This window comes from Gillisia sp. Hel_I_29 (assembly GCF_000744275.1).
GTDB lineage: Bacteria > Bacteroidota > Bacteroidia > Flavobacteriales > Flavobacteriaceae > Gillisia.
In genome coordinates, this window is sequence record NZ_JQLP01000005.1 from 640,929 (window position 1) to 664,171 (window position 23,243).

Consider the following 23,243-nt stretch of genomic DNA (forward strand, 5'->3'; position numbering starts at 1 on the left):
TCTTAAAGTTTCCTTATCTTTGCCGGCTATGATTACAGAAGAAACTAAAGCATTGGTAGATAAAGGTATAATGCTTCCGCTTATGGAGGAATTTTACACTATTCAGGGAGAAGGATTTCATAAAGGAACAGCTGCATATTTTATCCGAATTGGTGGTTGTGATGTGGGATGCCACTGGTGTGACGTTAAAGAAAGTTGGGATGCTGGATTGCATCCGCCAACGCATGTAGGCGAAATTGTTGAAAAAGCAATTGCTCAAAGTAAAACCATTGTTATAACTGGAGGTGAACCGCTTACTTGGGATATGACTGCTCTTACAAATAACCTTAAGGCGAACGATTGCCAGATACATATTGAAACTTCTGGTGCCTATAAACTTTCAGGTGCCTGGGATTGGATTTGTCTTTCTCCTAAAAAGATTAAATTACCTACAGAGGAGATCTATCCGCTAGCAAATGAATTAAAAGTGATAATTTTTAATAAGCACGATTTAATTTTCGCTGAAGAACAAGCTGCTAAAGTTAGTGAAGATTGTATATTATATCTTCAACCAGAGTGGAGTAATAGAGATAAAGTTATACCGTTAATAGTAGATTATGTTATGAATAATCCAAAATGGAAAGTTTCTCTACAAACACATAAATATCTTAATATCCCATAATAAAAAAGAGCTTGATAAATTATCAAGCTCTTTTTAGTTTTGTTAAGTTGTAATTACTTCGCTTTAGTAAAAGGTACCTCTACGAATTTATTATCCCAACCTGCTAACAATGAAGCGCCATCTTCTGTTGGCTCAAATGCCATAGAAAAGGATTCAATACTGGTAGGAGATTGCTTAACAGGTACAGTAATTCTTACCATATCTTTTTTATCGGTATACTCATAAGCTCCCCATGTGTGAACGCTATTATTTAAAATGATGGTCCATTCATTTTCCTGCGGAATAGTATAAATGGTATAAGTTCCTGCCTTAACCAAGTTGTTGGCGATCTTTACATCTTTGTACAATGTTAGTTCTGTAGATTCATTAGCTCCCGTTCTCCAAACCTCTCCATAAGGAACTAGGTTTCCAAATACCTGACGGTCTCTCTTTTGTGGTCTGCTATAAATTATTCTTGCAACAACTTCTTTATCTTTTGTTTTATACTCAATAAGATCCATTGGGCTGGCATCTAGTTTTGCAAAATTAGGCCCTTGTGTAGCACTCGCAGAAGTAGAATCTTGTGCAAAGCTAAGTGTACTGGTTAGTGATAGAAATCCTACCGCAGTAAAAAGAATTATTTTTTTCATAATACAATTTTCAAATTTGTTTTAAAGTTACAATTTAGATGCGATAGCCATTGTTAATGACATACTTAAACTTTGTTAAAATTAGAGGGTACTTACTAATTGAAAGTTTTTCATAAGAAATTTTACGTAATGACTTATTTTTTATATCTAATAAGCTTAAAAATGTATTTAAAAATAATCAATTAAAGATATTAGGTTTTAATATGTAACTAAAGTATTCATATTTGTTACATATTAAAATCAAAGTTATGTGTGGAATATTAGCCATTATTGGAAGAAAAGAAGAAAAAGTAGAAAGTATTCAAGCTCTTTCTAAGAGAATGAGTCACCGTGGACCGGATGAAAGTGATATGCATATTACAGAATCTGGCGCTATTTTAAGTCATGAGCGTCTAGCGATCATAGATATAAATACCGGGATACAACCAATTCAAGGAACTTCAAAAGCTTGGATGATCCATAATGGTGAAATATATAATTACAAGGCACTTAAAGAGAATGATTTGAAAGGGCACACTTTTAGAACTACTAGTGATTCTGAAGTTATTGTTCATCTATACGAAAAGTATGGTTATAGCTTTGTAGATAAGTTAGATGGAGACTTCGCTTTTGTGGTGGTAGATGGAAAAGATTTTATTGCAGCCAGAGATCCAATAGGGGTGAAACCATTGTATTATGGAACAGATGAGTTTGGTGCTATGTGGTTCTCAAGTGAAATGAAAGTTCTTGCAGATCAATGCGAAACTTTTGAAGCCTTTCCTCCGGGATATTACTATACTCCAGATACGGGCTTTGTGCAATATTACAAGCCAAAATGGTACAGACCAGAGAGAAGTGTGGAAGATGCAGATCTTACAAAGCTCAGAGAAGCGTTAATTACTGCAACCAGCAAACGATTAATGGCAGATGTGCCTTTGGGAGTATTGTTAAGCGGAGGTCTAGATTCATCGCTAACCTCTTCTATAGCGGCAAGAATTTTAGCGCAAAGCGGAAAAAAATTGCATTCATTTTCTATAGGTTTAGATAGTTCTGCACCAGACCTAATAGCTGCGCGAAAAGTGGCGGATTTCTTAAAAACAGAACATCACGAAATTCATTTTACTGTTGAAGAAGGTATAGAGATCATTAAAAAATTAATATGGCATTTAGAAACGTATGATGTAACTTCAATTCGAGCAAGTACGCCTATGTATTTCCTTTCTAAAGCGATCACCGAAAAGGGAATTAAAGTAGTACTATCTGGTGAAGGTGCAGACGAGATTTTTGGCGGATATCTATACTTCAAAAATGCCCCTTCTGCTGAAGAATTTCAAAAGGAAACCGTAAGAAGAGTAAAAAGGTTGTCTACAGCAGATTGTTTAAGAGCAGATAAATCTACAATGGCTCATGGCTTAGAAGCCAGAGTACCTTTCTTAGATAAAGCATTTTTGCAGACCGCTATGGAAATTGCTCCAGAATTTAAGATGCCATCTAGCCATGGAGGCGTAGAAAAATTTATTCTTAGAAAAGCATTTGATACGCCAGAACAACCATTTTTACCAGATGAAGTATTGTGGAGACAAAAAGAGCAATTTAGCGATGGAGTTGGATATAGTTGGATAGATAGTTTAATAGCATATGCATCTTCTAAAGTGAGTGATGTAGAGATGGAAACTGCCAAGAGTAAATATCCTGTAAATACGCCATCTACTAAAGAAGCATATTTTTACAGAGAGATATTTCATGGCTATTTTCCTCAGGATTGTGCAGCCAAATCTGTTAAAAGATGGATTCCTAAATGGCAAGCAGATTTAGACCCAAGTGGTAGAGCAAATACAACGCATATAGCCAAGGCAGATATGTCTAAAGTAGGGCAGAAAGTGTAGTGTTAAAATAGGGTTTTTCACAAAAATTGTTAATAACTTAAACGTATTGCGGTACGCTTCAAGCTAATAGCAACAAGGGTTTTGTTATATTTGTCTGTTATAAAAATAGACAAATTTTAACAGAATTATATATGAGCGAAGAAGCGAAAAAACACATTTATTCGGCGGATAGTATTCAGGCGCTGGAAGGAATGGAGCATGTACGCATGCGTCCTTCTATGTATATAGGAGATACCGGAGTACGTGGTTTGCACCATTTGGTTTACGAAGTAGTTGATAATTCTATTGATGAGGCCTTAGCGGGTCATTGTGACAAGATAAAAGTTACTATAGGTAAAGATGGAACAGTTACTACCGAAGATAACGGTAGGGGTATTCCGGTAGATCTACATAAAAAAGAAAACGTTTCTGCATTACAAGTTGTAATGACCAAAATTGGTGCAGGAGGTAAGTTTGATAAAGACTCATATAAAGTATCTGGTGGTTTGCACGGGGTAGGTGTGAGTTGTGTAAATGCACTTTCAGATGAATTAAAAGCTACAGTATACCGCGATGGTGTAATATGGCAACAAGAATATGAAAGAGGGAAGCCTCTTTATCCTGTGAAATCTGTTGGAGAAACAGAATTAACTGGAACGGTTGTTACATTTAGACCAGATCCTACAATTTTTCAGCAAACTACAGAATTTAACTATGATACTTTGGCAAGTAGAATGCGTGAGCTTTCCTATTTGAATAAAGGAATCACCATTATTCTTGAAGATGAAAGAGTTACTACTGAAGATGGGTCGGTTTTTTCTGAAGTGTTTCATTCTGATGAAGGGTTAAAGGAATTTATAAAATATCTTGATGGAAACCGTGAGCCTATCATAGGAGATGTAATTTCTATGGAAGGTGAGAAGAATGATATTCCTGTTGAGGTTGCTATGGTGTATAACACTTCTTTCAATGAAAATCTACACTCATATGTAAACAACATTAACACCCATGAAGGAGGAACGCATTTATCTGGATTTAGAAGAGGTTTAACAACCACTTTAAAGAAATATGCAGATGCTTCTGGAATGTTGGATAAATTGAAATTCGAGATCGCTGGAGATGATTTCCGTGAAGGATTAACGGCAATTATTTCGGTAAAGGTATCAGAACCACAATTTGAAGGTCAGACAAAAACTAAATTAGGTAACCGTGAGGTTACCGCAGCAGTATCTCAGGCAGTTTCTGAAATGTTAGAAAACTATTTGGAAGAGAATCCTGGAGATGCTAAGATAATTGTAGAAAAAGTGATCCTTGCCGCTCAGGCACGTCATGCCGCTAAGAAAGCGCGTGAAATGGTGCAGCGTAAAACGGTGATGAGCATTGGAGGTTTACCTGGGAAATTATCAGATTGTTCAGAGCAAGATCCTGCAAAATGCGAAGTGTACCTTGTGGAGGGAGATTCTGCAGGTGGAACTGCAAAGCAAGGACGAGATAGAAACTTTCAAGCAATTTTGCCTTTAAGAGGTAAGATCTTGAATGTGGAAAAAGCAATGACTCATCGTGTGTTTGATAACGAAGAGATCAAGAATATTTATACTGCTCTTGGTGTAACTATTGGAACAGAAGAAGATAGTAAGGCTTTAAATTTATCTAAGCTGAGGTATCATAAAGTAGTGATAATGTGTGATGCCGACGTGGATGGTAGCCACATTGAGACGCTAATTCTTACATTCTTCTTCAGATACATGAAAGAATTAATAGAAAACGGACATATTTATATTGCAACTCCACCGCTTTATTTGGTTAAAAAAGGTCAGAAAAAGCAATATGCTTGGAGTGAAAAAGAGCGTGATGCGGTAGCAGAAAGCTTTAATGGTAGTGTTCAGATCCAACGATATAAAGGTCTTGGAGAAATGAACGCAGAACAATTATGGGATACCACTATGGATCCTGCTTTTAGAAAACTGCGTCAGGTTAATATAGACAATAGTAGTGAAGCAGATAGGATCTTTTCTATGTTGATGGGGGATGAAGTTCCACCAAGACGAGAATTTATAGAGAAAAATGCAGTCTATGCTAATATAGATATCTAATAAATATTTAAAGTCCACTTTTTAAAGTGGACTTTTTTTTGCCTTATCATAAACTTTTTAAGTTTCTTTCACAAAGCTTAAATTTTACTATTTTTACCTCGAACAATAAACCTACACCCCTTGAAAAAAATACACCTCTCTATTCTGGTAGCTGCCACACTATTAGGATTTTCTACCGTAAAAGCTCAAAGTGATCAAGATCTACTTGTAGATGATATGCTATTAATTGCAGAAAATTTTGCGACCCCTGGCGCTGAGGCTGCTTCTGTACAATCTTCTGCAGGTTGGTTTAACTCTGCACAAGATTTAGGTAAATGGAAAATTGATATTTCTATTCATGGAAATGCCTTATTCGTTCCAGGAAGTAAGCAAACTAAATTAGTGCAGAATGGAGATTTTAATATACTAAATGTGCAGGGAGGCTCCAATCTTTTAGCTCCAACCGTTTTTGGTAAAGATTCTGAAGGGGTTTATGAAGGTCAATTTTTAGGGCAAGATTTTACATTGGATGCTTTAGATGGTCTGGATAAAAAAATAGTGATCCACCCATTTCCACAATTAACGGTAGGCTTGCCTTATGGTACAGAGATAGCCGTTAGATATGTGCCGGAAGTAACACTCAATAATGTTGGAGTAAGTACTGCGGGAGCTGCAATCAAGCATAATTTTTCACAATATATTAAACGTTATAGAGAAGAAGACTTTAGTATTTCTGGAGTAGTGGCATATAGTACCATCAATATCAATTACGAGTATGATCCAATTCAAATAAATGCAAATGGTTTGAACGTGCTAAACCTTAACGAAATTGAGGTTGATGCTAATATATGGATGGCTCAAGCCTTGGCTTCTAAATTATATGATAGTTTTGAAGTTTTTGGTGCTGTTGGAATTACTAATTCTAACTTTGATTATACATTAGGTGGAGGCGGACAGATATTGCCGCAATTAAATAGAGAATTGGGAGCGCTTGGAGGAACTGATGTCAATTTTAAGGCAGATCTTGGATTCAACCTATATTTTGAGGATTTTCAGTTTTCAACAATGTTAACTGCAGGAAGTTTTTTTAATGCGAATGTAGGCTTGCATTATCGCTTTAATTAACAGCACATTTAACCAATCCTTATTATAAGTCTTCTCTTAAATTTGTATTTTCGTAAAAAATAAATTTAATAACATAAAATACTTAAAATGAAAGTTACTATCGTAGGTGCTGGAGCAGTAGGTGCCAGTTGTGCTGAATATATTGCAATTAAAGACTTTGCTTCAGAAATAGTTTTATTAGATATCAAAGAAGGTGTTGCTGAAGGTAAGGCGATGGATTTAATGCAAACTGCAACTCTTAATGGATTTGATTCGAAAGTTACAGGTGCTACCAACGATTATTCTAAAACTGCAGGTAGTGATGTTGTTGTAATTACAAGTGGTATTCCTAGAAAACCGGGAATGACAAGAGAAGAATTAATAGGTATCAATGCAAACATCGTAAAAGAAGTTTCTTCTAACCTAATTCAGCATTCTCCAGATGCAATAATAATAGTGGTAAGTAATCCTATGGATACTATGACTTACCTTGTACATAAAACTACCGGACTTCCAAAAAATAGAATTATTGGAATGGGTGGAGCTTTAGATAGCGCACGTTTTAAATACCGTTTGAGTGAAGCATTAGATTGCCCTCCTTCTGATGTAGATGGAATGGTAATAGGTGGACATAGCGATACAGGGATGGTGCCACTTACAAGATTGGCTACTAGAAATAGTATTCCTGTGAAAGCATTTTTATCTGAAGAACGCCTTACGCAGGTGTCTGAAGATACTAAAGTTGGTGGAGCAACGCTAACTAAGTTATTAGGAACAAGTGCATGGTATGCGCCAGGAGCAGCAGTATCTGCAATGGTTCAGGCTATTGGGTGTGATACTAAAAAGATGTTCCCTTGTTCTGCTTTATTAGAGGGTGAATACGGGTTAAATGATCTTTGTATTGGAGTTCCAGCAATTTTAGGTAAAAATGGTCTTGAAAAGATCGTTGAAATCGAACTTGATTCAGCTGAAAAAGCAAAAATCAAAGAAAGTGCAGAAGGAGTTAAAAAAACAAATGAATTATTAGAATTGTAATTCAATCATTATTAGCGGTTTAAGCTGATAAATATTTATAAAAAAGGTCGCTTTATAAGCGGCCTTTTCTTTGTTTAAAAGTTAAATTTTTCAAAAAAAAATAATTGGGATTTGAATATTGAAGTCCTATATTTGTCCGTTTTAAAAATTGATACTAAATTTTAAGGAATAATGCAGAATAAAGGACTGATTAAGATTTTTGCTATTTTGTTCGCTTTGGTATGTATATACCAATTATCATTTACCTTCATCTCTACAGGTGTTGAAAGTGACGCAGAAGAATTTGCAACTCAGAAGATTAACACAAACGTTGAAGACTATTCAGCAAAGAGAGATCTGGCGGAACAGAGGTATTTAGATTCTATTGGGAATGAAAGTATCTTTGCCGGAATTACTTATAATTCAGCTAAAGATAAAGAGTTGAATAAAGGTCTTGACCTTAAAGGAGGAATTAACGTGATACTTCAAATTTCTGTTAAAGATATTATAAGAGGTTTAGCAAATGATAGTAAAGACCCTGTTTTTAATAAAGCTATTGCTGAAGCAGATGCTGCACAAAAAGACAGTCAGGAAAGTTATATAGATCTATTCTTCGAAAAGTTCAATGAAAATGCAGGTGCTAAATTAGCTTCTCCAGATATTTTTGCGAACAAAACCCTTAGCGATCAGATCAACTATGAAATGTCTAATGGGGAAGTAGAACCTATTATTCGTGAAAAGGTAGATCAGTCAATTCTTTCTGCTTTTGAAGTATTAAGAAAAAGGATCGATAAGTTTGGGGTAACCCAGCCAAACATTCAGCGTTTAGGAAATTCTGGGCGTATTTTAGTTGAGCTTCCGGGAGCTAAAGATATTAATCGTGTAAAAGGTTTATTACAAAGCACTGCTCAATTAGAATTCTGGTATGTTTATAAGAATACAGATTTTGGTAATTTCTTGGTAAATGCAGATAGGGTTCTTGCAGAATCTATAACTAAAAATGAGACCAAGCCTGATACAAGTGCAGATACTACTACTGCTGCTATTACTGATGCAGATAAAGAGATCGAAGATCTTTTAGCTAGTGCAGAAGATACTACTGCGGAGGCTGTAACGGGTAACAATCCATTATTAGAATTATTAGTTGCTCCAGGAGGTCAAGGTAGCCCGGTGCTTGCAACATTCAATACTGCAGATACTTCTAAAGTACGTGAGTACTTAAATATGCCACAGGTTAGATCTTTACTACCTAATCAATTAAGATATGCTGAATTTGCTTGGGGTGTGCCAAGTGATAATTTCGTAGAATTATATGCATTAAAAGGAAATAGAGAAAATACTCCTAGCTTAACAGGAGATGTGATAACAGATGCGCAGCAATCTTACGATCAATTGGGTAGAGTTACGGTTTCTATGCAAATGAATGGAAAAGGAGCTAAAGTTTGGGAAGATATGACTGGTAAGGCTTACCAGGAACAAAGTAACATTGCAATTGTATTAGATAAAGTGGTGTATTCTGCACCAGGAGTTACTACTGGACCTATTTCTGGTGGTAGAAGTGAGATCTCAGGAGATTTTGATATTACAGAAGGTCAGGATTTAGCAAATGTGTTAAGAGCTGGTAAGTTACCTGCTTCTGCAGATATTATTCAAAGTGAAGTTGTAGGACCGTCTTTAGGTCAAGAAGCTATTGATAGTGGTATCAATTCATTCCTAATTGCATTAGCGTTAGTATTAATATGGATGATCTTTTACTACGGTAAAGCCGGATGGTATGCAGATATCGCATTAGCGGTAAACATTCTTTTCATCTTTGGAATATTGGCTGGATTAGGTGCTGTTCTTACTTTACCTGGTATTGCTGGTATCGTATTAACCATAGGTATGTCTGTAGATGCAAACGTTCTTATATTTGAAAGGATTAAAGAAGAATTAGAGAAAGGAAAATCACAAGCGGAAGCTATTAAGGATGGTTTTGGAAATGCACTTTCTTCTATTTTAGATGCAAACATAACCACAGGTCTTACCGGATTAATTTTACTTGTATTAGGTACAGGTCCAATTAAAGGATTTGCTACTACCTTACTTATTGGTATTGCTACATCACTTTTTACTGCCATCTTTATTACAAGATTGTTGATTGACGGATATGGTAAGAATGGTAAATCTTTATTGTTCTCTACGTCTTTAACTAAGAACTTATTCAAGAACATGAATTTTGATTTCTTAGCAAAAAGAAAGATCGCTTTCATATTCTCCGGGATATTAGTTACCATTAGTATTATATCATTCTTAACTAATGGACTTAATCAGGGAGTAGATTTTATTGGAGGTAGAACTTACACAGTAAGGTTTGCGGAAGATGTGAATGCCACAGATGTTCAAAAAGATTTGGTAGCTACTTTTGGAAGTGCAGAAGCAAAAACATTTGGAGCAGATAATCAATTAAAGATTACCACAAAATATAAAGTAGAGGATGAAGGTGAAGCTGTAGATACAGAAATTCAGAATAAATTATATACCTCACTTAAGCCATACTTACCGGCAGATGTAACTTTTGAAGACTTTACTGTTGGTTCTAAAGATAGAGCGATAGGAATCATGTCTTCTTTGAAGGTAGGACCAACCATTGCAGATGATATTAAAAATGATTCATTCTGGGCTGTTATTGGATCTTTAGTAGTGGTATTCTTATACATCTTACTAAGATTTAGAAAATGGCAATACAGTTTAGGAGCTGTGGTTGCAGTTTTCCATGATGTGGTAATTGTGTTGGGTATTTTCTCTCTAACATACAATATCATGCCATTTAGCATGGAGATAGATCAAGCCTTTATTGCCGCGATCTTAACGGTAATTGGATACTCGCTGAATGATACAGTGGTAGTGTTTGATAGAATTAGAGAATTCTTTAATGAGCACACTACATGGCCAATGGCACGTACTGTAAACTCTGCGCTTAATAGTACATTAGGTAGAACCTTGAATACCTCATTAACTACATTAGTGGTTTTAATTGCGATCTTTATCTTTGGAGGAGAAAGCTTAAGAGGATTTATGTTCGCAATGATCGTAGGGATTATAGTAGGTACTTATTCGTCATTATTCATAGCGACACCAGTAATGTTTGATAGTGTTAGAAAGAAAGCATTAGAAAGAAAACCTGTTACTGAAGAATAGTAATTAGGTATCTATAAATAAAAAGTCCGTCTTAATTAAGACGGACTTTTTATTTATATAATTTTCTTAGTTATGTGCTTTAATAGAATAGTATTAGAAACTTAAACGTTAGAATTAATGTATTCTTTATTTCTGTTCTGAAAGTGGATAGAAATCTATCTTATCACCTACCTCTATATTTAGATGTTGAATCTCTCCTGCATTTAATTCCAATACAAATTTCGCAGGGGCTTTAGAAGGTAAGCTTGTCTCATCTAAAGGTTTTGCATTCTCTACATAGCTAACTACAGTGCTATCTTTAGAATAGTATATAATATCTAGTGGTATATATGTATTCTTCATATAGAAGGATCTTATATTTTCATCCTGAAAGATAAAAAGCATCCCTTCATTCTTCTTCATACTCTTTCTGTACATCAAACCAGTTTGCTGCTCATAAGAATTATCTGCAATCTCTATATCTATCTTTTCTATAGTATCTGCTGCCTTAAGTAAATAAAGCTCTCCTTCCTTCTTAAATTCAATTTCCGGAGTTTCTACTTTAATGTCTTTTTGCTCCTCATTTCCGCAGGAAATTAAAATGGTAGCGATTAAAGCATAGGTTAGATGTCTTAAGTTCTTCTTCATGCCTTTGTAGTTGTTTTTGAAGCTTGTGGTCTAAACATAAAATAGAATCCAGCAATTATAAATGGTACGCTAAGCCATTGGCCAGTATTTAGTAACCAGGTACCTCTTTCTTCAACCTGAGCTTCTTTCATGAATTCTATAAAGAATCTAACCGTCCAAAGTAATACTAAGAAAAGTCCAAAAATATATCCTAAACGATCTTTTTTGTCAGTCTTCCAATATAAGAACCATAATAATAGAAATATCAACAGGTAGCAAAATGATTCGTAAAGTTGTGCAGGGTGTCTAGGGAAGGTTTCTCCAAGATTTTCGAAGATCACTCCATAGTCAGAATTTGTTGGTTTTCCAATGATCTCAGAATTCATAAAATTACCAATTCTAACAAAGATACCTCCGCTTGCAACAGGTATTACAATTCTATCTAATATCCATAAAACAGGTTTGTCTAAAACACGTTTTCTGTACAAATACATTGCTACTATAATTCCAATAGCTGCACCATGACTTGCTAAACCTCTAAAGCCTGTAAATTCAAATTCAGGCTTAAATTTAACAGGTAAAAAGATTTCTAACAGATTGTGTTGAAAATACTCCCAGTCATAGAATAGCACATGGCCCAATCTAGCGCCAATGAGAGTTGCTAATACTGTGTATACAAAAAGTGAATCTAATTTTTCAATAGGAATACCCTCTCTAACATATATACTTTTCATTATGTACCATCCCAGTCCAAAGGCAATTAAGAACATTAGGCTATAATAGTGAAGGGTAAAAAAACCAAGTTCTAAACCTTCTGAAGGACTCCAGGTAATTGCATTAAAAAGCATGTTGTAAATATTTTAATTAGGTTGGTAAATATACATATTTGCATGGTTTTGTAACTTAAAGCATGCAAATATTGAACAATGCATTAGGGAACAGGATCGTATCCAGAGCCACCCCACGGGTGACAGCTAAATATCCTTTTTAAACTAAGTTTGCCGCCTTTAAATAACCCGTGCTTCTTAAGTGCTACCAATGTATATTGAGAACATGTAGGGGTATACCTGCAGGCTGCAGGAGTTAAAGGCGATATTACTTTCTGGTAGAATCTTACCAGAAGAATAAACGGATATGCTAATTGGTTTTTGATCATAGATCAACAATTAGTAGTTAACTTATAGAAAAAGTTGTTCCTTCTTTTCCGTCTTTTAATTGAATTCCAAGATCTAGGAGCTTATCTCTTATTTGGTCGCTTGTAGCAAAGTCTTTATTATTCCTTGCTTGAGCTCTCATTTCAATAAGCATCTCAACAATTCCAGATAATTTTTCAGAACTATCTTTATTAGCAATAGCTACATCAATAAGGCCCAATACATCAAAAATAAATTCGTGCATGGTGGTTTTAAGAGTGTCTCTATCTTCTGTGCTTATTTTCTCTTCACCATCTTTAATTCCATTTACTAACTTTACGGCCTCAAATAGATTAGCAATTAATATAGGACTGTTAAAATCATCGTTCATAGCGTCATAACAACGCTGTTTCCATTCACTTACTGAAAAAGAAGAAGTTTCAGAAGTAGGTAACTCAGAAATACTTCTAAATGAATCCATCAATCTATTGAATCCTTTTTCACTTGCTAACAGGGCATCATTAGAAAAATCTAATATGCTTCTGTAATTAGCTTGGAGCATAAAGAACCGTGCAACAGATGGAGAAAAGCCTTTACTTAAATTTGAATTATCGCCACTAAATATTTCTGTAGGAAGTATATTATTTCCAGTAGATTTTGCCATTTTCTTACCATTTAAGGTAAGCATGTTTGCGTGCATCCAATAATTCACCGGAATTTTCCCTGTAGAGGCTTCCCCTTGAGCAATCTCACATTCATGATGAGGAAACTTTAGGTCCATTCCACCTCCGTGAATATCGAATTCTTCACCAAGATATTTCGTGCTCATTACGGTACACTCTAAGTGCCAACCTGGAAAACCGTCGCTCCATGGAGATGGCCATCTCATAATATGTTGGGGTTCTGCTTTTTTCCAAAGAGCGAAATCCTGTGGATTTTTCTTGTCACTTTGTGCGGCAAGTTCTCTGGTATTAGCGATCATATCCTCAATATTTCTTCCGCTTAATTTGCCATAATGATGATCTTCATTAAATTTTATCACATCAAAATATACAGAGCCGTTCACCTCATAGGCCAATCCTTTTTCTATAATAGTTTTGATGGTTTCAATTTGCTCCACAATATGTCCCGTAGCGGTAGGCTCTATACTTGGTGGCAGATTATTAAACTTCTCAAGAATGTTATGAAAATCTACGGTGTAGCGTTGCACTACTTCCATCGGTTCTATCTGTTCTAAACGTGCTTTTTTGGCTATTCGGTCTTCCCCGGTTTCTGCATCATTTTCTAAATGGCCAGCATCGGTTATGTTTCTAACGTAACGAACTTTATATCCTAAATGCTTTAGATATCTAAACACAAGGTCGAAAGAGATAAAGGTGCGACAATTTCCTAAATGAACATTGCTGTAAACGGTAGGTCCACAAACATACATTCCTATATGCCCTTCATTAATGGGGGTGAAAATTTCCTTTTCTCCCGTCATTGAATTATATATTTTTAAGCTCTGCTCTTTATATAGCGCCATAAAAATCTCTCTCTTTTAAATATTTATATCAAATAGGTTTAGAATGAAGTATCTAGCTTTATGTAGTCTAAGAATTCTCTCTTAGTGCCTGCATCTTTAAAAGCGCCTCCAAATTCACTGGTTACCGTGCTGCTTTCAATATCTCTAATACCTCTACTATTTACGCATAAATGTTTAGCGTCTATAACACACGCAACGTCATCTGTACCTAAAGCTTTTTGAAGTTCTTCAACAATTTGCATAGTAAGTCTTTCCTGAACTTGTGGTCTTTTTGCGAAATAATCCACAATTCTGTTCATTTTAGATAATCCTATTACAGAACCCTTAGAAATGTATGCTACGTGAGCCCTTCCAACAATTGGAAGCAAATGGTGTTCACACGTAGAATAAATGGTAATATTCTTTTCCACTAACATCTCACCATATTTATACTTATTCTCAAAAGTAGAAGCTTTAGGTTTATTGTCTGGTTGCAATCCAGAGAAGATCTCATTAACGAACATCTTAGCAACCCTTTGTGGTGTTCCCTTAAGACTATCATCGGTAAGATCCATACCTAGAGTATGCAGAATATGCTCAACATCTTTATTGATAATAGCAATCTTTTCTTGATTGCTTAACTCAAATGCATCATCTCTGATAGGATTTTCTGAATTTGAAGAAGCATGCGCATCTCCAATTTCTGTAATCTCGTTCTCTATATTGTCTATCTTCATAGTACTTTTTTGTATAGTAGTCGTAATCTCTTTAATTCGCTTGCAAAGATACATATTTTAAAGTTTTTTAAGCGAAAGTTTATTAAGAGCTACTGTCTATACTGACATGAAATTTGTTATTTTGTAGGTTCTTGGGAAAATGAATTATGAAGTCTGTTTTGAATTGTCTTTTTTTTATCTTTTTTACGCTATTCTGTGTAAGCAACTCTTTTGCTCAAGGTGATAGGTGTGAACGCATAAAACCGTTTTGTGCGGGAGATACGCAATTCGTATTTCCTAATTCCAATAAATTAAATAGTGATATTGCTAATGCTGAAGCAGGTCCGGATTATTCTTGCCTTGAGGAGCAATCTTATCCTGCATGGTTCTTTATGAAAATAGGAAAACCGGGAGATTTAAATTTTGAAATCACTCAAACTATAAATGCAGATGGATCTGGCTTAACACTAGATGTAGATTATGCAGCATGGGGGCCGTTTAGAGAAGGCGAAGATTTTTGCAGTGATAGTGCGTTGAGCGATGCGAATGCGGCGGGATGTAGTTACTCACCTGCGCCTATAGAGAACTTTAATCTTAAAGGTGCTAGAACCGGTGACATCTATGTGGTTCTAATTACAAACTTTTCTCAAGCGGAAGGTTATATCAGTTTAAAACAAGTAAATACGGCAAGCCCAAATGCAGGGAATACAGATTGCTCGATAATTAGCTTGCTGGGTGAAGATCAAAATGTATGTGGATTAGATAGTGTAGAATTAAAGTTAGAAAATCTTTATGCTGATGTTTTTACCTGGTATAAAAAAGATGCTTCAACAGGAATATACGTCGAAATTCTTAATGAGACCACTTCTAAATATTCGGCTAATTCTTCAGGAGATTATAGAGTAGTGGCTATTAATGCCCTTACAAATACACAAGTTTCAGATGATGTATCTATTCAATTTAACGATGCGCCCATTGCACAAAAGCCAGAAGATCTTTCGAGTTGTAGTATCAATAATACTGCTAAGTTTAATCTGTCTTCTTTAACTCCGCAATTAAGCGCGAATTATATTGATACTATTGATAGTTTTTCAGCAACTTTCTACAAATCTCAGGCAGATCTAAATAATGATATTTCTATTGAGAATGCAAACGTTTATGAGGGTGTAGATGGGCAAATTCTCCTTGCAACCATCACCAATAATAGGACAGGTTGTATTTCAAAACCTGTAAGTTTCCAGCTAAAGATTGAAGACTCCTTAGAAATTGATTGGAACGATAGTATTTCAACTTGTGTTGATGCTAATGGGAAGCTGCTTAATTCTTTTAGTATTGGCCAGGATCTTGGAGATGATTATATTTATAATTGGACACCAGATAACGATCCGGATGGTGATGGTGTAGAAAATGCAATTTTTGTTGTTGATGAGATTGATGCTTCTAAAGGGTATTCTGTGGAAATTTCGAGTTTGTCTTCAGGTTGTACAGCCATTTTCAATACTACTGTTTTAAGTTATACCGTACCTACCTCAATTGAGGTAAACACTTCCGGGAACGACTTTGATGATGGATATCTGGTAGAAGTTTCGGTAATAAAGGGTGTAGGGGATGAGCCTCCTCTAGAATATAGATTGGATGATGGTATTTGGCAACAAAGTAATAACTTTAATGATGTTCCTGCCGGATTTCATACCGTTTCAGCAAGAGTTGTTGGTGGCTGTGGAAGTATCACTTCTGAAGAATTCGTTTTGATTGGCTACCCCAGGTTTTTTACACCTAATGGCGATGGCTACAATGATAGATGGAATGTAATAAATGACGAGAAAGTTTCTTACGTACGTTTATTCATTTATGATAGATTTGGAAAATTACTAAAACAACTCAACCCTAATGTAGGAGGTTGGAATGGTACTTACAACGGAAAAAATCTGCCATCAGACGATTATTGGTTTGTAGTAGAACTTCAAGATGCTTCTAGATCAATTAAACAATTCAAGGGGCATTTCACTCTAAAAAGATAGATCCGGAAATTCGAAGTGGAAGATCCGGATCGTTTGACTTTTAATTCAATATTTTTAGATTCCAAAACTCACAGATAGTACAACATTAGAGAAATCTCGTTCAATACGAGAGGTGTTAGTTAATCCAACCTGATAGAATTGTGGGTTGTCTATTCTAGAAGCATGATCATAAGCAACATCTAACTTTATATTTCCAAAATTATAACCTAATCCGGCAGAATAACCATCTAGATTTCCAATAGTAGACTCGTTTTTATAGGGACTTTGCTCATATCTATAGCCTCCTCTTAGGCTCCAGTCTTCAATTCTATATTCTCCACCAACCTTAAAACTTGAGGTGGCTTGAAGATTACTGCTGATCAATTCATTCTGAAAATTAAATTCTGGATCGCTACTTGGAGTAAATTTAGTCTTAGAATAATCTTTATAAGTGTAATCGAAACTAATTAAACCTTTGCTTCCAAACAATACTGCCAAGCTTCCTGTTAAGTTACCAGGTGTTCTTAAAGTATAATCTGGGTAAACATTTACAACGTTGGTAATTACATTTACTACTTCATCTGTATTAGCGCTATAAGATTGTATAGCCTGAGAAGATTCTTCTTGAATGTTGTACCAGGTTGGGGATTCATAAGAAACACCTAATCGTACATAATCGTTAACTTTAGCAATAGTTCCAAGTTGAAAGGAAAATCCATCTCCGGTAGTGCTTAAATTATTTCTGAATACGATCTCATTAATTTCGCTATTAGAATTCGTATTGAATTCGCTATACCTTGTTGATTTATCATAGTTAATAAAATGAGCATTTAGGTTAGCTCCAAAGTAAAGAAAATCCTTATAAGTAGTGGCTGCGTTAAATGTGAACTTACCGTTTAATCCTGTAGAAGCTAAAGCAAATTGCTGATCGAAATTTCCTGGTGCAATCGCAGAAGAATAAGAAGTATTGTCTAGATCGTTAGAATTTGGGTTGATAACAAATGCTTGATACCCTAAAAATGCCTGTTGTGCTCCAAACCCAATATTCTCACCAAGATAGCGGTAAAGATCTGCAATTGTCTCTCCATCTACGGTTTCTAGATTATCTAAAGGAACTCCATTAGCATAGCCTAGAAAATACTGATCTATAGAATTGCTGCTTATTCCGGTAGCTACATAATCATCTTTAAAGTTATTGGTAAGAGAATAATTAAAGCCTAAAGTTAATTTTTTCCAACTGTTTTCGGGATCATTACTGTTAAAAACCAAAACTGCACCGGCTTGCGAGAAATTAAAATCTGAATCGTCTGAGCTTGTGGTTCTATTACCGTAGCGGGTATCATTATTTCTACTGTTGTATTCTAATGAAACAGTACTGTAACTATTATTAAAAATAGCAGATCCAGCCGGGTTAATCTTCATTGCAGAAAGATCACCTCCCAGCGCTCCAAACGCACCGCTTAAAGCTTTAAATCTAGCCGTGCCGTATAATTGGGATGTAGAATATCTAACCGCATCTGTAATGTCTTGTGCTTGTGAAAAGGTCACAGCCAAAAGTGCTATGACCAATAAAAATATTCTTTTCATGAATTTTTCTTTGAAAAATTAATTTTAATTATTTCTTCCTCTTGAAGATGATCTAGAGCTTCCTCCAGAACTTCTAGTAGTTCCAGAACTGCGGGATGAACCACTATTACTTCTTACGGTACCACTACTTCTTCTAGTAGTTGATGAAGAAGATCTTGTGCTACTGCTATTACTGCTTCTTGTTGATCTATAAACCGGAGAATTTGTAGAGCTTCGGTTCGATCTTGAATAACCATCGTAAGAACCAGATCTAGTATTGTAAGAATTAGATGATCTTCTACTTATACCATAATCGTCATTTGAATTTCTAATATTTCTTATACTTCTAGAATAACTAGAGTTTCTCCCACGATTTCCTAAGCTTGTAGCATTTCTAAGATCTGAAGATCTATTGCTACGGTAGGTCGAGGTAGAGTTTCTTCTTCCGGTGTTATAAGCTATGTTGTTCTGGTTGTAATAAGTATATCTATTTCCATAGTAGTTGTATGGATTGTACCATCCGCCTGCTCCATATAAAAATGGGTGCACAGCGTATCCATAACCATATCTATTTCCGTAGAATCCTCCATATCCAAAACCGTAAGGAAATCCCCAGTTACCTGGTCCATAATATCCAGGGCCCCATGGGTCAAAAATTCCTCCTGCCCAATATGGGCTATAAAATCCTCCATAAAACCCATTACCATAAAACCCATTGTTAATGATATTTATAGAGTAAGAATCTGGATTTGTGCCCCAGGCAGCATTACCGCCTTGGTAGTTGTATTCAATATCTCCTTCATAATCTCCATCACTAGAAGAGTAGTTCTCTACATCTGTAAAAACTGCTCCTTCGGCTAAGACATCGCCATATAATGCGGCTTCTTCTTCAAAAAGATTTTGATAATAATTTTTATTGCTTTCTTGATTTTCCATCTGTTCTGTCTCGCCATAAGTACGAGAAGAATCTCCGTAAACACTATCATTCTCATATCCAGAATAATGGTAGGAGCCACAAGAAGTAAACAAAAACAATGTTACAGGAGCTATGAAAAAAAGTATTTTCTTAGAAATGCTAGTATAAAGTTTCATAAGCTATGTATTTAATTGTTGAACATTACAAAATTAGTTAGTTTTGCGCTAACAGATCGTGGTTTTAACAAAACACGCGACATAGCTATAAATCCTCAATTTTTATGCCAAATACAAGTAATGAGTAAGAAACTAACTACACGCCACGATAACTATTCTAAATGGTATAACGAGCTGGTTGTCAATGCCAATCTAGCCGAGAACTCAGCAGTGAGAGGTTGTATGGTCATTAAACCCTATGGATATGCTATATGGGAAAAAATGCAGGCAGAATTAGATTCAAAGTTTAAAGAAACTGGTCATGAAAATGCCTATTTCCCACTTTTTGTCCCTAAAAGTTTATTTGAAGCAGAAGAGAAAAATGCAGAAGGATTTGCTAAAGAGTGCGCAGTAGTAACTCACTACAGGCTTAAAACCGATCCTGAAAATAGTTCTAAATTAATTGTAGATCCAGATGCTAAGCTCGAAGAAGAACTTATTGTAAGGCCAACTTCAGAAGCAATTATATGGAATACCTATAAGGGATGGATCCAGTCTTATAGAGATCTGCCAATTTTGATCAATCAATGGGCTAACGTTGTGAGATGGGAAATGCGAACCAGATTGTTCTTAAGAACTGCAGAGTTTTTATGGCAAGAAGGGCATACAGCGCATGCAACAAAAGCCGAAGCCATAGCAGAGGCAGAGCAAATGAATGATGTTTATGCAGAATTTGCAGAAAAGTTTATGGCTATTCCTGTTATTAAGGGAACTAAGTCTGAGAATGAACGTTTTGCAGGTGCAGAAGAAACCTATTGTATAGAGGCCTTAATGCAAGATGGAAAAGCTTTACAAGCAGGTACATCTCACTTTTTAGGTCAGAATTTTGCTAAAGCTTTCGATGTTAAATTTGCATCTAAAGAGGGGAAACTAGATTATGTTTGGGCAACTTCTTGGGGAGTATCAACCAGATTAATGGGGGCATTGATAATGACTCATAGTGATGATCAAGGCTTGGTGCTACCTCCAAACTTAGCTCCAATACAAGTGGTAATTGTACCTATTTATAAAGGAGATGAGCAATTAGCACAAATTTCTGAGGTGGCCAATAAATTGGTAAAAGATCTTAGGGCAGTAGGGGTTTCTGTGAAGTTTGATGACAGAGATACTCAAAAGCCGGGATGGAAATTTGCTCAATATGAATTGCAAGGAGTTCCAGTACGTTTAGCAATTGGTCCTAAAGATCTTGAAAAGGGAAGTGTTGAACTTGCCAGAAGAGATACTCTTACCAAAGAAACTGTTTCGCAGGAAGATGTGGTAGATAAGATTAAAGGTTTGATGACCGAAATACAGGACAGCCTTTTTGAGAAAGCTTTAAAATTTAGAGATTCACATATTACAGAAGTGGAAACTTTTGAAGCTTTTAAAGATGTTCTAGAAAATAAGGGAGGTTTTATTTCTGCTCACTGGGATGGAACTTCTGAAACTGAATTAAAGATAAAAGAGCTTACTAAAGCCACGATTAGGTGTATTCCTATAGATGGTAGTAAAGAAGCCGGGAAATGCGTTCTTACAGGGGAGTACTCTAATCAAAGAGTGTTATTTGCGAAGGCATATTAAAAGGGTTTAAGGGGAAAGCTTACTTAGCAATGGTTAAGTATTTCTCTTTGTTATTTGAAATAGTGGGTCAAAGAAATAATTTTGAAAAGTTTTTTTCAAATGTAAATTGCTGTATTTCTGAAGCTAAAGAATTAATTTGAAAATAATTCAGAAAAAATTACTTCAGCGTTTGTACGATTGAAAAATAGTTGTATTTTTGCATCCGCATTAAAACAAATAATGGTCCGTTCGTCTAGGGGTTAGGACGCATGGTTTTCATCCATGTAACAGGGGTTCGATTCCCCTACGGACTACTAAGCAATTTTAAATTGCTAACATGTTCAGGTAAGAAGTTGAGTAGATTTTTTACAAGTTCAAATTGAAATAAATAATGGTCCGTTCGTCTAGGGGTTAGGACGCATGGTTTTCATCCATGTAACAGGGGTTCGATTCCCCTACGGACTACAATAAAAAATTAATTAAATAGTATTTGTAATGGCAAATCATAAGTCAGCGTTAAAGAGAATCCGTAGCAATGAGGCCAAGCGTCTTAGAAACCGCTACCAACATAAAACTACTAGAAACGCTATCAAGAAATTGAAAGAGGCTGATAAGAAAGATGCAGAGACTTTATATCCATCTGTTATCTCTATGATCGATAAATTAGCTAAGAAAAATATCATTCATGATAATAAAGCTTCTAATTTAAAGTCTAAATTAGCTAAACACGTAGCAGCGCTTTAAGAAAGTCCTGTTGTAATAAGTATATTAACTGTTGTAAATATTTATTTGCAACAGTTTTTTTGTTATCTAAATTTTTAGAAATAGAAATCACTAAAGCGTTTGCTATGGTGATTTTTTAATTTTAAAATAGGGTGATGTGTAAATGGAGGTTCTAGTTTCGTAGAAACTGAGTATTGATATTATCGATATAATTTAGAACTTCTTCTTGCCCAAGACCATTCTCGGAGGAGGTAACAAAGTATTCTGGCATTTCTGTCCAGGTCTCCAGCATTTTGGCTTTATAGTTTTCTACATTGCGATCTAAGGCGTTTGGCTTTAATTTGTCTGCCTTCGTAAAGATGATGCAAAATGGAATTCCATGCTCACCCAGATATTGCATAAATTCCATATCTATAGGTTGAGGTTCATGTCTGCTATCAATTAGCACAAATGCACAGATCATTTGTTCGCGTTGCTCGAAATAAGCAGTAATAAATTTTTGAAATGTCTTTTTGATACTTTTGGAAACTCTGGCATATCCATAGCCTGGAAGGTCTACCAAATGCCAATCTCCATTGATGAGGAAGTGATTTATAAGCTGCGTTTTTCCGGGTCTCCCGGAAGTTTTAGCTAAGCTTTTTCTGCTGGTGATCATATTGATCAATGAAGACTTTCCAACATTACTTCTACCAATAAATGCATATTCCGGCAGGGAACTATTTGGGCATCTTGCAACCTCGCTGTTGCTTATTACAAATTCAGCGGTTTTAATCTTCATCTTTGGTAATCTTAAAATTCTCTTTTCTGAAGCCAGTCAAAGAATAATTCATTAAATAAATCTGGATGCTCCATCATAGCGGCATGTCCGCATTTGTCTATCCAGTAAAGGTCTGAGTCTGGTAAGAGTTTGTTGAAATCTTCTGCAACTTCTGGTGGAGTTACATTATCGTTCTTTCCCCATATTATACAAGTTGGAGTAGGCATATTTGGGAGATCTTTTGCCATGTTGTGTCTAATAGCGCTTTTCGCTATAGCTAGCGTTTTGATCAACTTATTTCTGTCTGTAACAGTAGTATAAACTTCGTCTACAATTTCTTTTGTGGCTACTTCAGGATCGTAAAATACGTTTTGAGCTTTCTTCTTGATGAATTCATAATCTCCCCTACGTGGATAACTTTCACCCATTGCATTTTCATACAATCCAGAGCTTCCTGTTATAACCAGAGCTTTAACTAGTTCAGGATACATTTTTGTGCAAAGTAAAGCTATGTGTCCTCCTAAAGAATTACCAAGAAGTATCACTTCTTTATATCCTTTAAAATCTAAAAATTCTTTTATGAATTTCGCGAAATTCTGTACGCTAGTTTTAAGAAGTGGTCTGGAATATAATGGTAATTCTGGAATTAAAATCTTATATCCTTTCTCTGGGAAAAAGTCTACTACTCCATCAAAATTACTCAATCCGCCCATAAGTCCATGCAAAATAACTATCGGAGTACCTTCCCCTTTTTCTAGGTAGGTAAATTTCCCTTCTTGCTGTAAATTATGTTTCATTGATGCCCTTTGCGGTTAGCAATCGCAAATATAGCGATTTCAGTACAAGTATAATCATTTTTACTTAATACAACGGAGTTTCTCTAAAGCTTTTAATCGTGAAAATCTTATAAAAAAATGTGAAAATCGAAGCTAAAATATTCAATTCTAGCAAGGTGCTGAATCCGAACCGAATACATCTATTAAGAAGTGTTTCAGCTGAATAGGTGGTAAAACTTATCAACAAAGTGGTGAAAAGTGGTAAAATGTGGTAATATTTTCGATATA

The 23,243-nt window shown here is 35.5% G+C and carries 19 protein-coding genes and 2 tRNA genes; 11 read left to right on the plus strand and 10 right to left on the minus strand.

Features of this window, described 5'->3' with window-relative positions:
* Window positions 1-28: 28 nt before the first annotated feature.
* Window positions 29-661, plus strand: coding sequence for a 7-carboxy-7-deazaguanine synthase QueE (locus tag P163_RS08015; RefSeq protein WP_034889387.1), 633 nt, complete (start codon window positions 29-31; stop codon window positions 659-661).
* Between the two features lie 53 nt (window positions 662-714).
* On the opposite strand, the gene P163_RS08020 is transcribed toward P163_RS08015, so the two are convergent.
* Entirely contained in the window at window positions 715-1,290 is a 576-nt protein-coding gene (locus tag P163_RS08020; protein WP_034889390.1) for a DUF2911 domain-containing protein, read from the minus strand.
* Window positions 1,291-1,538: 248 nt separating this feature from the next.
* Between P163_RS08020 and asnB the strand changes: the two genes are divergently transcribed.
* From asnB to secDF, 5 genes are all read left to right on the plus strand, one after another.
* The gene (asnB, locus tag P163_RS08025) at window positions 1,539-3,155 is read left to right on the plus strand and encodes an asparagine synthase B (protein ID WP_034889394.1); all 1,617 of its coding nucleotides are present in this window, start codon (window positions 1,539-1,541) and stop codon (window positions 3,153-3,155) included.
* A 131-nt stretch (window positions 3,156-3,286) separates the two neighbouring features.
* Window positions 3,287-5,227: a DNA topoisomerase (ATP-hydrolyzing) subunit B gene (gene gyrB, locus P163_RS08030; protein WP_034889397.1), complete on the plus strand. Its 1,941-nt coding sequence runs from the start codon at window positions 3,287-3,289 to the stop codon at window positions 5,225-5,227.
* A 120-nt stretch (window positions 5,228-5,347) separates the two neighbouring features.
* Window positions 5,348-6,331: a DUF6588 family protein gene (locus P163_RS08035; protein WP_034889400.1), complete on the plus strand. Its 984-nt coding sequence runs from the start codon at window positions 5,348-5,350 to the stop codon at window positions 6,329-6,331.
* An 87-nt stretch (window positions 6,332-6,418) separates the two neighbouring features.
* Window positions 6,419-7,345 (plus strand): malate dehydrogenase, encoded by a 927-nt coding sequence (mdh, locus tag P163_RS08040; protein WP_034889403.1) that lies wholly within the window; start codon window positions 6,419-6,421, stop codon window positions 7,343-7,345.
* A gap of 171 nt (window positions 7,346-7,516) precedes the next feature.
* Complete coding sequence (gene secDF, locus P163_RS08045; RefSeq protein WP_034889406.1) at window positions 7,517-10,504, plus strand: protein translocase subunit SecDF; 2,988 nt, start codon at window positions 7,517-7,519, stop codon at window positions 10,502-10,504.
* Window positions 10,505-10,630: 126 nt separating this feature from the next.
* Here secDF and P163_RS08050 read toward each other — a convergent pair whose 3' ends face one another.
* The 5 genes from P163_RS08050 to folE form a co-directional block, all read right to left on the minus strand.
* Window positions 10,631-11,131 (minus strand): DUF192 domain-containing protein, encoded by a 501-nt coding sequence (locus tag P163_RS08050; protein WP_034889409.1) that lies wholly within the window; start codon window positions 11,129-11,131, stop codon window positions 10,631-10,633.
* Window positions 11,128-11,958 (minus strand): prolipoprotein diacylglyceryl transferase, encoded by an 831-nt coding sequence (lgt, locus tag P163_RS08055; RefSeq protein WP_034889412.1) that lies wholly within the window; start codon window positions 11,956-11,958, stop codon window positions 11,128-11,130. The genes P163_RS08050 and lgt overlap by 4 nt, the downstream gene beginning before the upstream one ends.
* Before the next feature lie 83 nt (window positions 11,959-12,041).
* Window positions 12,042-12,266 carry a membrane protein insertion efficiency factor YidD gene (yidD, locus tag P163_RS18130; RefSeq protein ID WP_081891315.1) on the minus strand — a complete coding sequence of 75 codons (225 nt, stop codon included), beginning with the start codon at window positions 12,264-12,266 and terminating at the stop codon, window positions 12,042-12,044.
* A 17-nt stretch (window positions 12,267-12,283) separates the two neighbouring features.
* Window positions 12,284-13,768 (minus strand): cysteine--tRNA ligase, encoded by a 1,485-nt coding sequence (cysS, locus tag P163_RS08060; RefSeq protein ID WP_034889415.1) that lies wholly within the window; start codon window positions 13,766-13,768, stop codon window positions 12,284-12,286.
* 38 nt (window positions 13,769-13,806) lie between these two features.
* Window positions 13,807-14,484: a GTP cyclohydrolase I FolE gene (gene folE / locus P163_RS08065; protein ID WP_172822445.1), complete on the minus strand. Its 678-nt coding sequence runs from the start codon at window positions 14,482-14,484 to the stop codon at window positions 13,807-13,809.
* Between the two features lie 146 nt (window positions 14,485-14,630).
* Between folE and P163_RS08070 the strand changes: the two genes are divergently transcribed.
* Window positions 14,631-16,484, plus strand: coding sequence for a T9SS type B sorting domain-containing protein (locus tag P163_RS08070; RefSeq protein WP_051931180.1), 1,854 nt, complete (start codon window positions 14,631-14,633; stop codon window positions 16,482-16,484).
* Window positions 16,485-16,538: 54 nt separating this feature from the next.
* On the opposite strand, the gene P163_RS08075 is transcribed toward P163_RS08070, so the two are convergent.
* Both P163_RS08075 and P163_RS08080 read right to left on the minus strand, forming a co-directional pair.
* Window positions 16,539-18,050, minus strand: a complete 1,512-nt coding sequence (locus P163_RS08075; RefSeq protein ID WP_034889418.1) for an OmpP1/FadL family transporter — start codon at window positions 18,048-18,050, stop codon at window positions 16,539-16,541.
* Window positions 18,051-18,074: 24 nt separating this feature from the next.
* Window positions 18,075-19,121 carry a hypothetical protein gene (locus P163_RS08080; RefSeq protein ID WP_051931181.1) on the minus strand — a complete coding sequence of 349 codons (1,047 nt, stop codon included), beginning with the start codon at window positions 19,119-19,121 and terminating at the stop codon, window positions 18,075-18,077.
* Window positions 19,122-19,241: 120 nt separating this feature from the next.
* Here P163_RS08080 and proS point away from each other — a divergent pair, with 120 nt between their 5' ends.
* The 4 genes from proS (at window position 19,242) to rpsT (ending at window position 21,443) form a co-directional block, all read left to right on the plus strand.
* Window positions 19,242-20,720: a proline--tRNA ligase gene (gene proS, locus P163_RS08085; protein WP_034889420.1), complete on the plus strand. Its 1,479-nt coding sequence runs from the start codon at window positions 19,242-19,244 to the stop codon at window positions 20,718-20,720.
* 221 nt (window positions 20,721-20,941) lie between these two features.
* Window positions 20,942-21,013, plus strand: a tRNA-Glu gene (locus P163_RS08090).
* Window positions 21,014-21,092: 79 nt separating this feature from the next.
* Window positions 21,093-21,164 (plus strand) — tRNA-Glu (locus P163_RS08095).
* A 30-nt stretch (window positions 21,165-21,194) separates the two neighbouring features.
* Entirely contained in the window at window positions 21,195-21,443 is a 249-nt protein-coding gene (gene rpsT / locus P163_RS08100) for a 30S ribosomal protein S20 (RefSeq protein ID WP_034889423.1), read from the plus strand.
* A gap of 151 nt (window positions 21,444-21,594) precedes the next feature.
* Here rpsT and yihA read toward each other — a convergent pair whose 3' ends face one another.
* Window positions 21,595-22,200 (minus strand): ribosome biogenesis GTP-binding protein YihA/YsxC, encoded by a 606-nt coding sequence (yihA, locus tag P163_RS08105; protein ID WP_034889426.1) that lies wholly within the window; start codon window positions 22,198-22,200, stop codon window positions 21,595-21,597.
* A gap of 11 nt (window positions 22,201-22,211) precedes the next feature.
* Window positions 22,212-22,976: an alpha/beta fold hydrolase gene (locus tag P163_RS08110; RefSeq protein WP_034889429.1), complete on the minus strand. Its 765-nt coding sequence runs from the start codon at window positions 22,974-22,976 to the stop codon at window positions 22,212-22,214.
* Between the last annotated feature and the right edge of the window lie 267 nt (window positions 22,977-23,243).

Coding starts and splice junctions, on each gene's coding strand:
- asnB (WP_034889394.1), top strand. CDS start 1,539: ATGTGTGGAATATTAGCCATTATTGGAAGAAAAGAAGAAAAAGTAGAA.
- mdh (WP_034889403.1), top strand. CDS start 6,419: ATGAAAGTTACTATCGTAGGTGCTGGAGCAGTAGGTGCCAGTTGTGCT.
- P163_RS08110 (WP_034889429.1), bottom strand. CDS start 22,976: ATGAAACATAATTTACAGCAAGAAGGGAAATTTACCTACCTAGAAAAA.
- proS (WP_034889420.1), top strand. CDS start 19,242: ATGAGTAAGAAACTAACTACACGCCACGATAACTATTCTAAATGGTAT.
- yihA (WP_034889426.1), bottom strand. CDS start 22,200: ATGAAGATTAAAACCGCTGAATTTGTAATAAGCAACAGCGAGGTTGCA.
- P163_RS08075 (WP_034889418.1), bottom strand. CDS start 18,050: ATGAAAAGAATATTTTTATTGGTCATAGCACTTTTGGCTGTGACCTTT.
- P163_RS08070 (WP_051931180.1), top strand. CDS start 14,631: ATGAAGTCTGTTTTGAATTGTCTTTTTTTTATCTTTTTTACGCTATTC.
- gyrB (WP_034889397.1), top strand. CDS start 3,287: ATGAGCGAAGAAGCGAAAAAACACATTTATTCGGCGGATAGTATTCAG.
- yidD (WP_081891315.1), bottom strand. CDS start 12,266: ATGATCAAAAACCAATTAGCATATCCGTTTATTCTTCTGGTAAGATTC.
- P163_RS08015 (WP_034889387.1), top strand. CDS start 29: ATGATTACAGAAGAAACTAAAGCATTGGTAGATAAAGGTATAATGCTT.
- folE (WP_172822445.1), bottom strand. CDS start 14,484: ATGAAGATAGACAATATAGAGAACGAGATTACAGAAATTGGAGATGCG.
- cysS (WP_034889415.1), bottom strand. CDS start 13,768: ATGGCGCTATATAAAGAGCAGAGCTTAAAAATATATAATTCAATGACG.
- P163_RS08080 (WP_051931181.1), bottom strand. CDS start 19,121: ATGAAACTTTATACTAGCATTTCTAAGAAAATACTTTTTTTCATAGCT.
- secDF (WP_034889406.1), top strand. CDS start 7,517: ATGCAGAATAAAGGACTGATTAAGATTTTTGCTATTTTGTTCGCTTTG.
- rpsT (WP_034889423.1), top strand. CDS start 21,195: ATGGCAAATCATAAGTCAGCGTTAAAGAGAATCCGTAGCAATGAGGCC.
- P163_RS08050 (WP_034889409.1), bottom strand. CDS start 11,131: ATGAAGAAGAACTTAAGACATCTAACCTATGCTTTAATCGCTACCATT.
- P163_RS08020 (WP_034889390.1), bottom strand. CDS start 1,290: ATGAAAAAAATAATTCTTTTTACTGCGGTAGGATTTCTATCACTAACC.
- lgt (WP_034889412.1), bottom strand. CDS start 11,958: ATGCTTTTTAATGCAATTACCTGGAGTCCTTCAGAAGGTTTAGAACTT.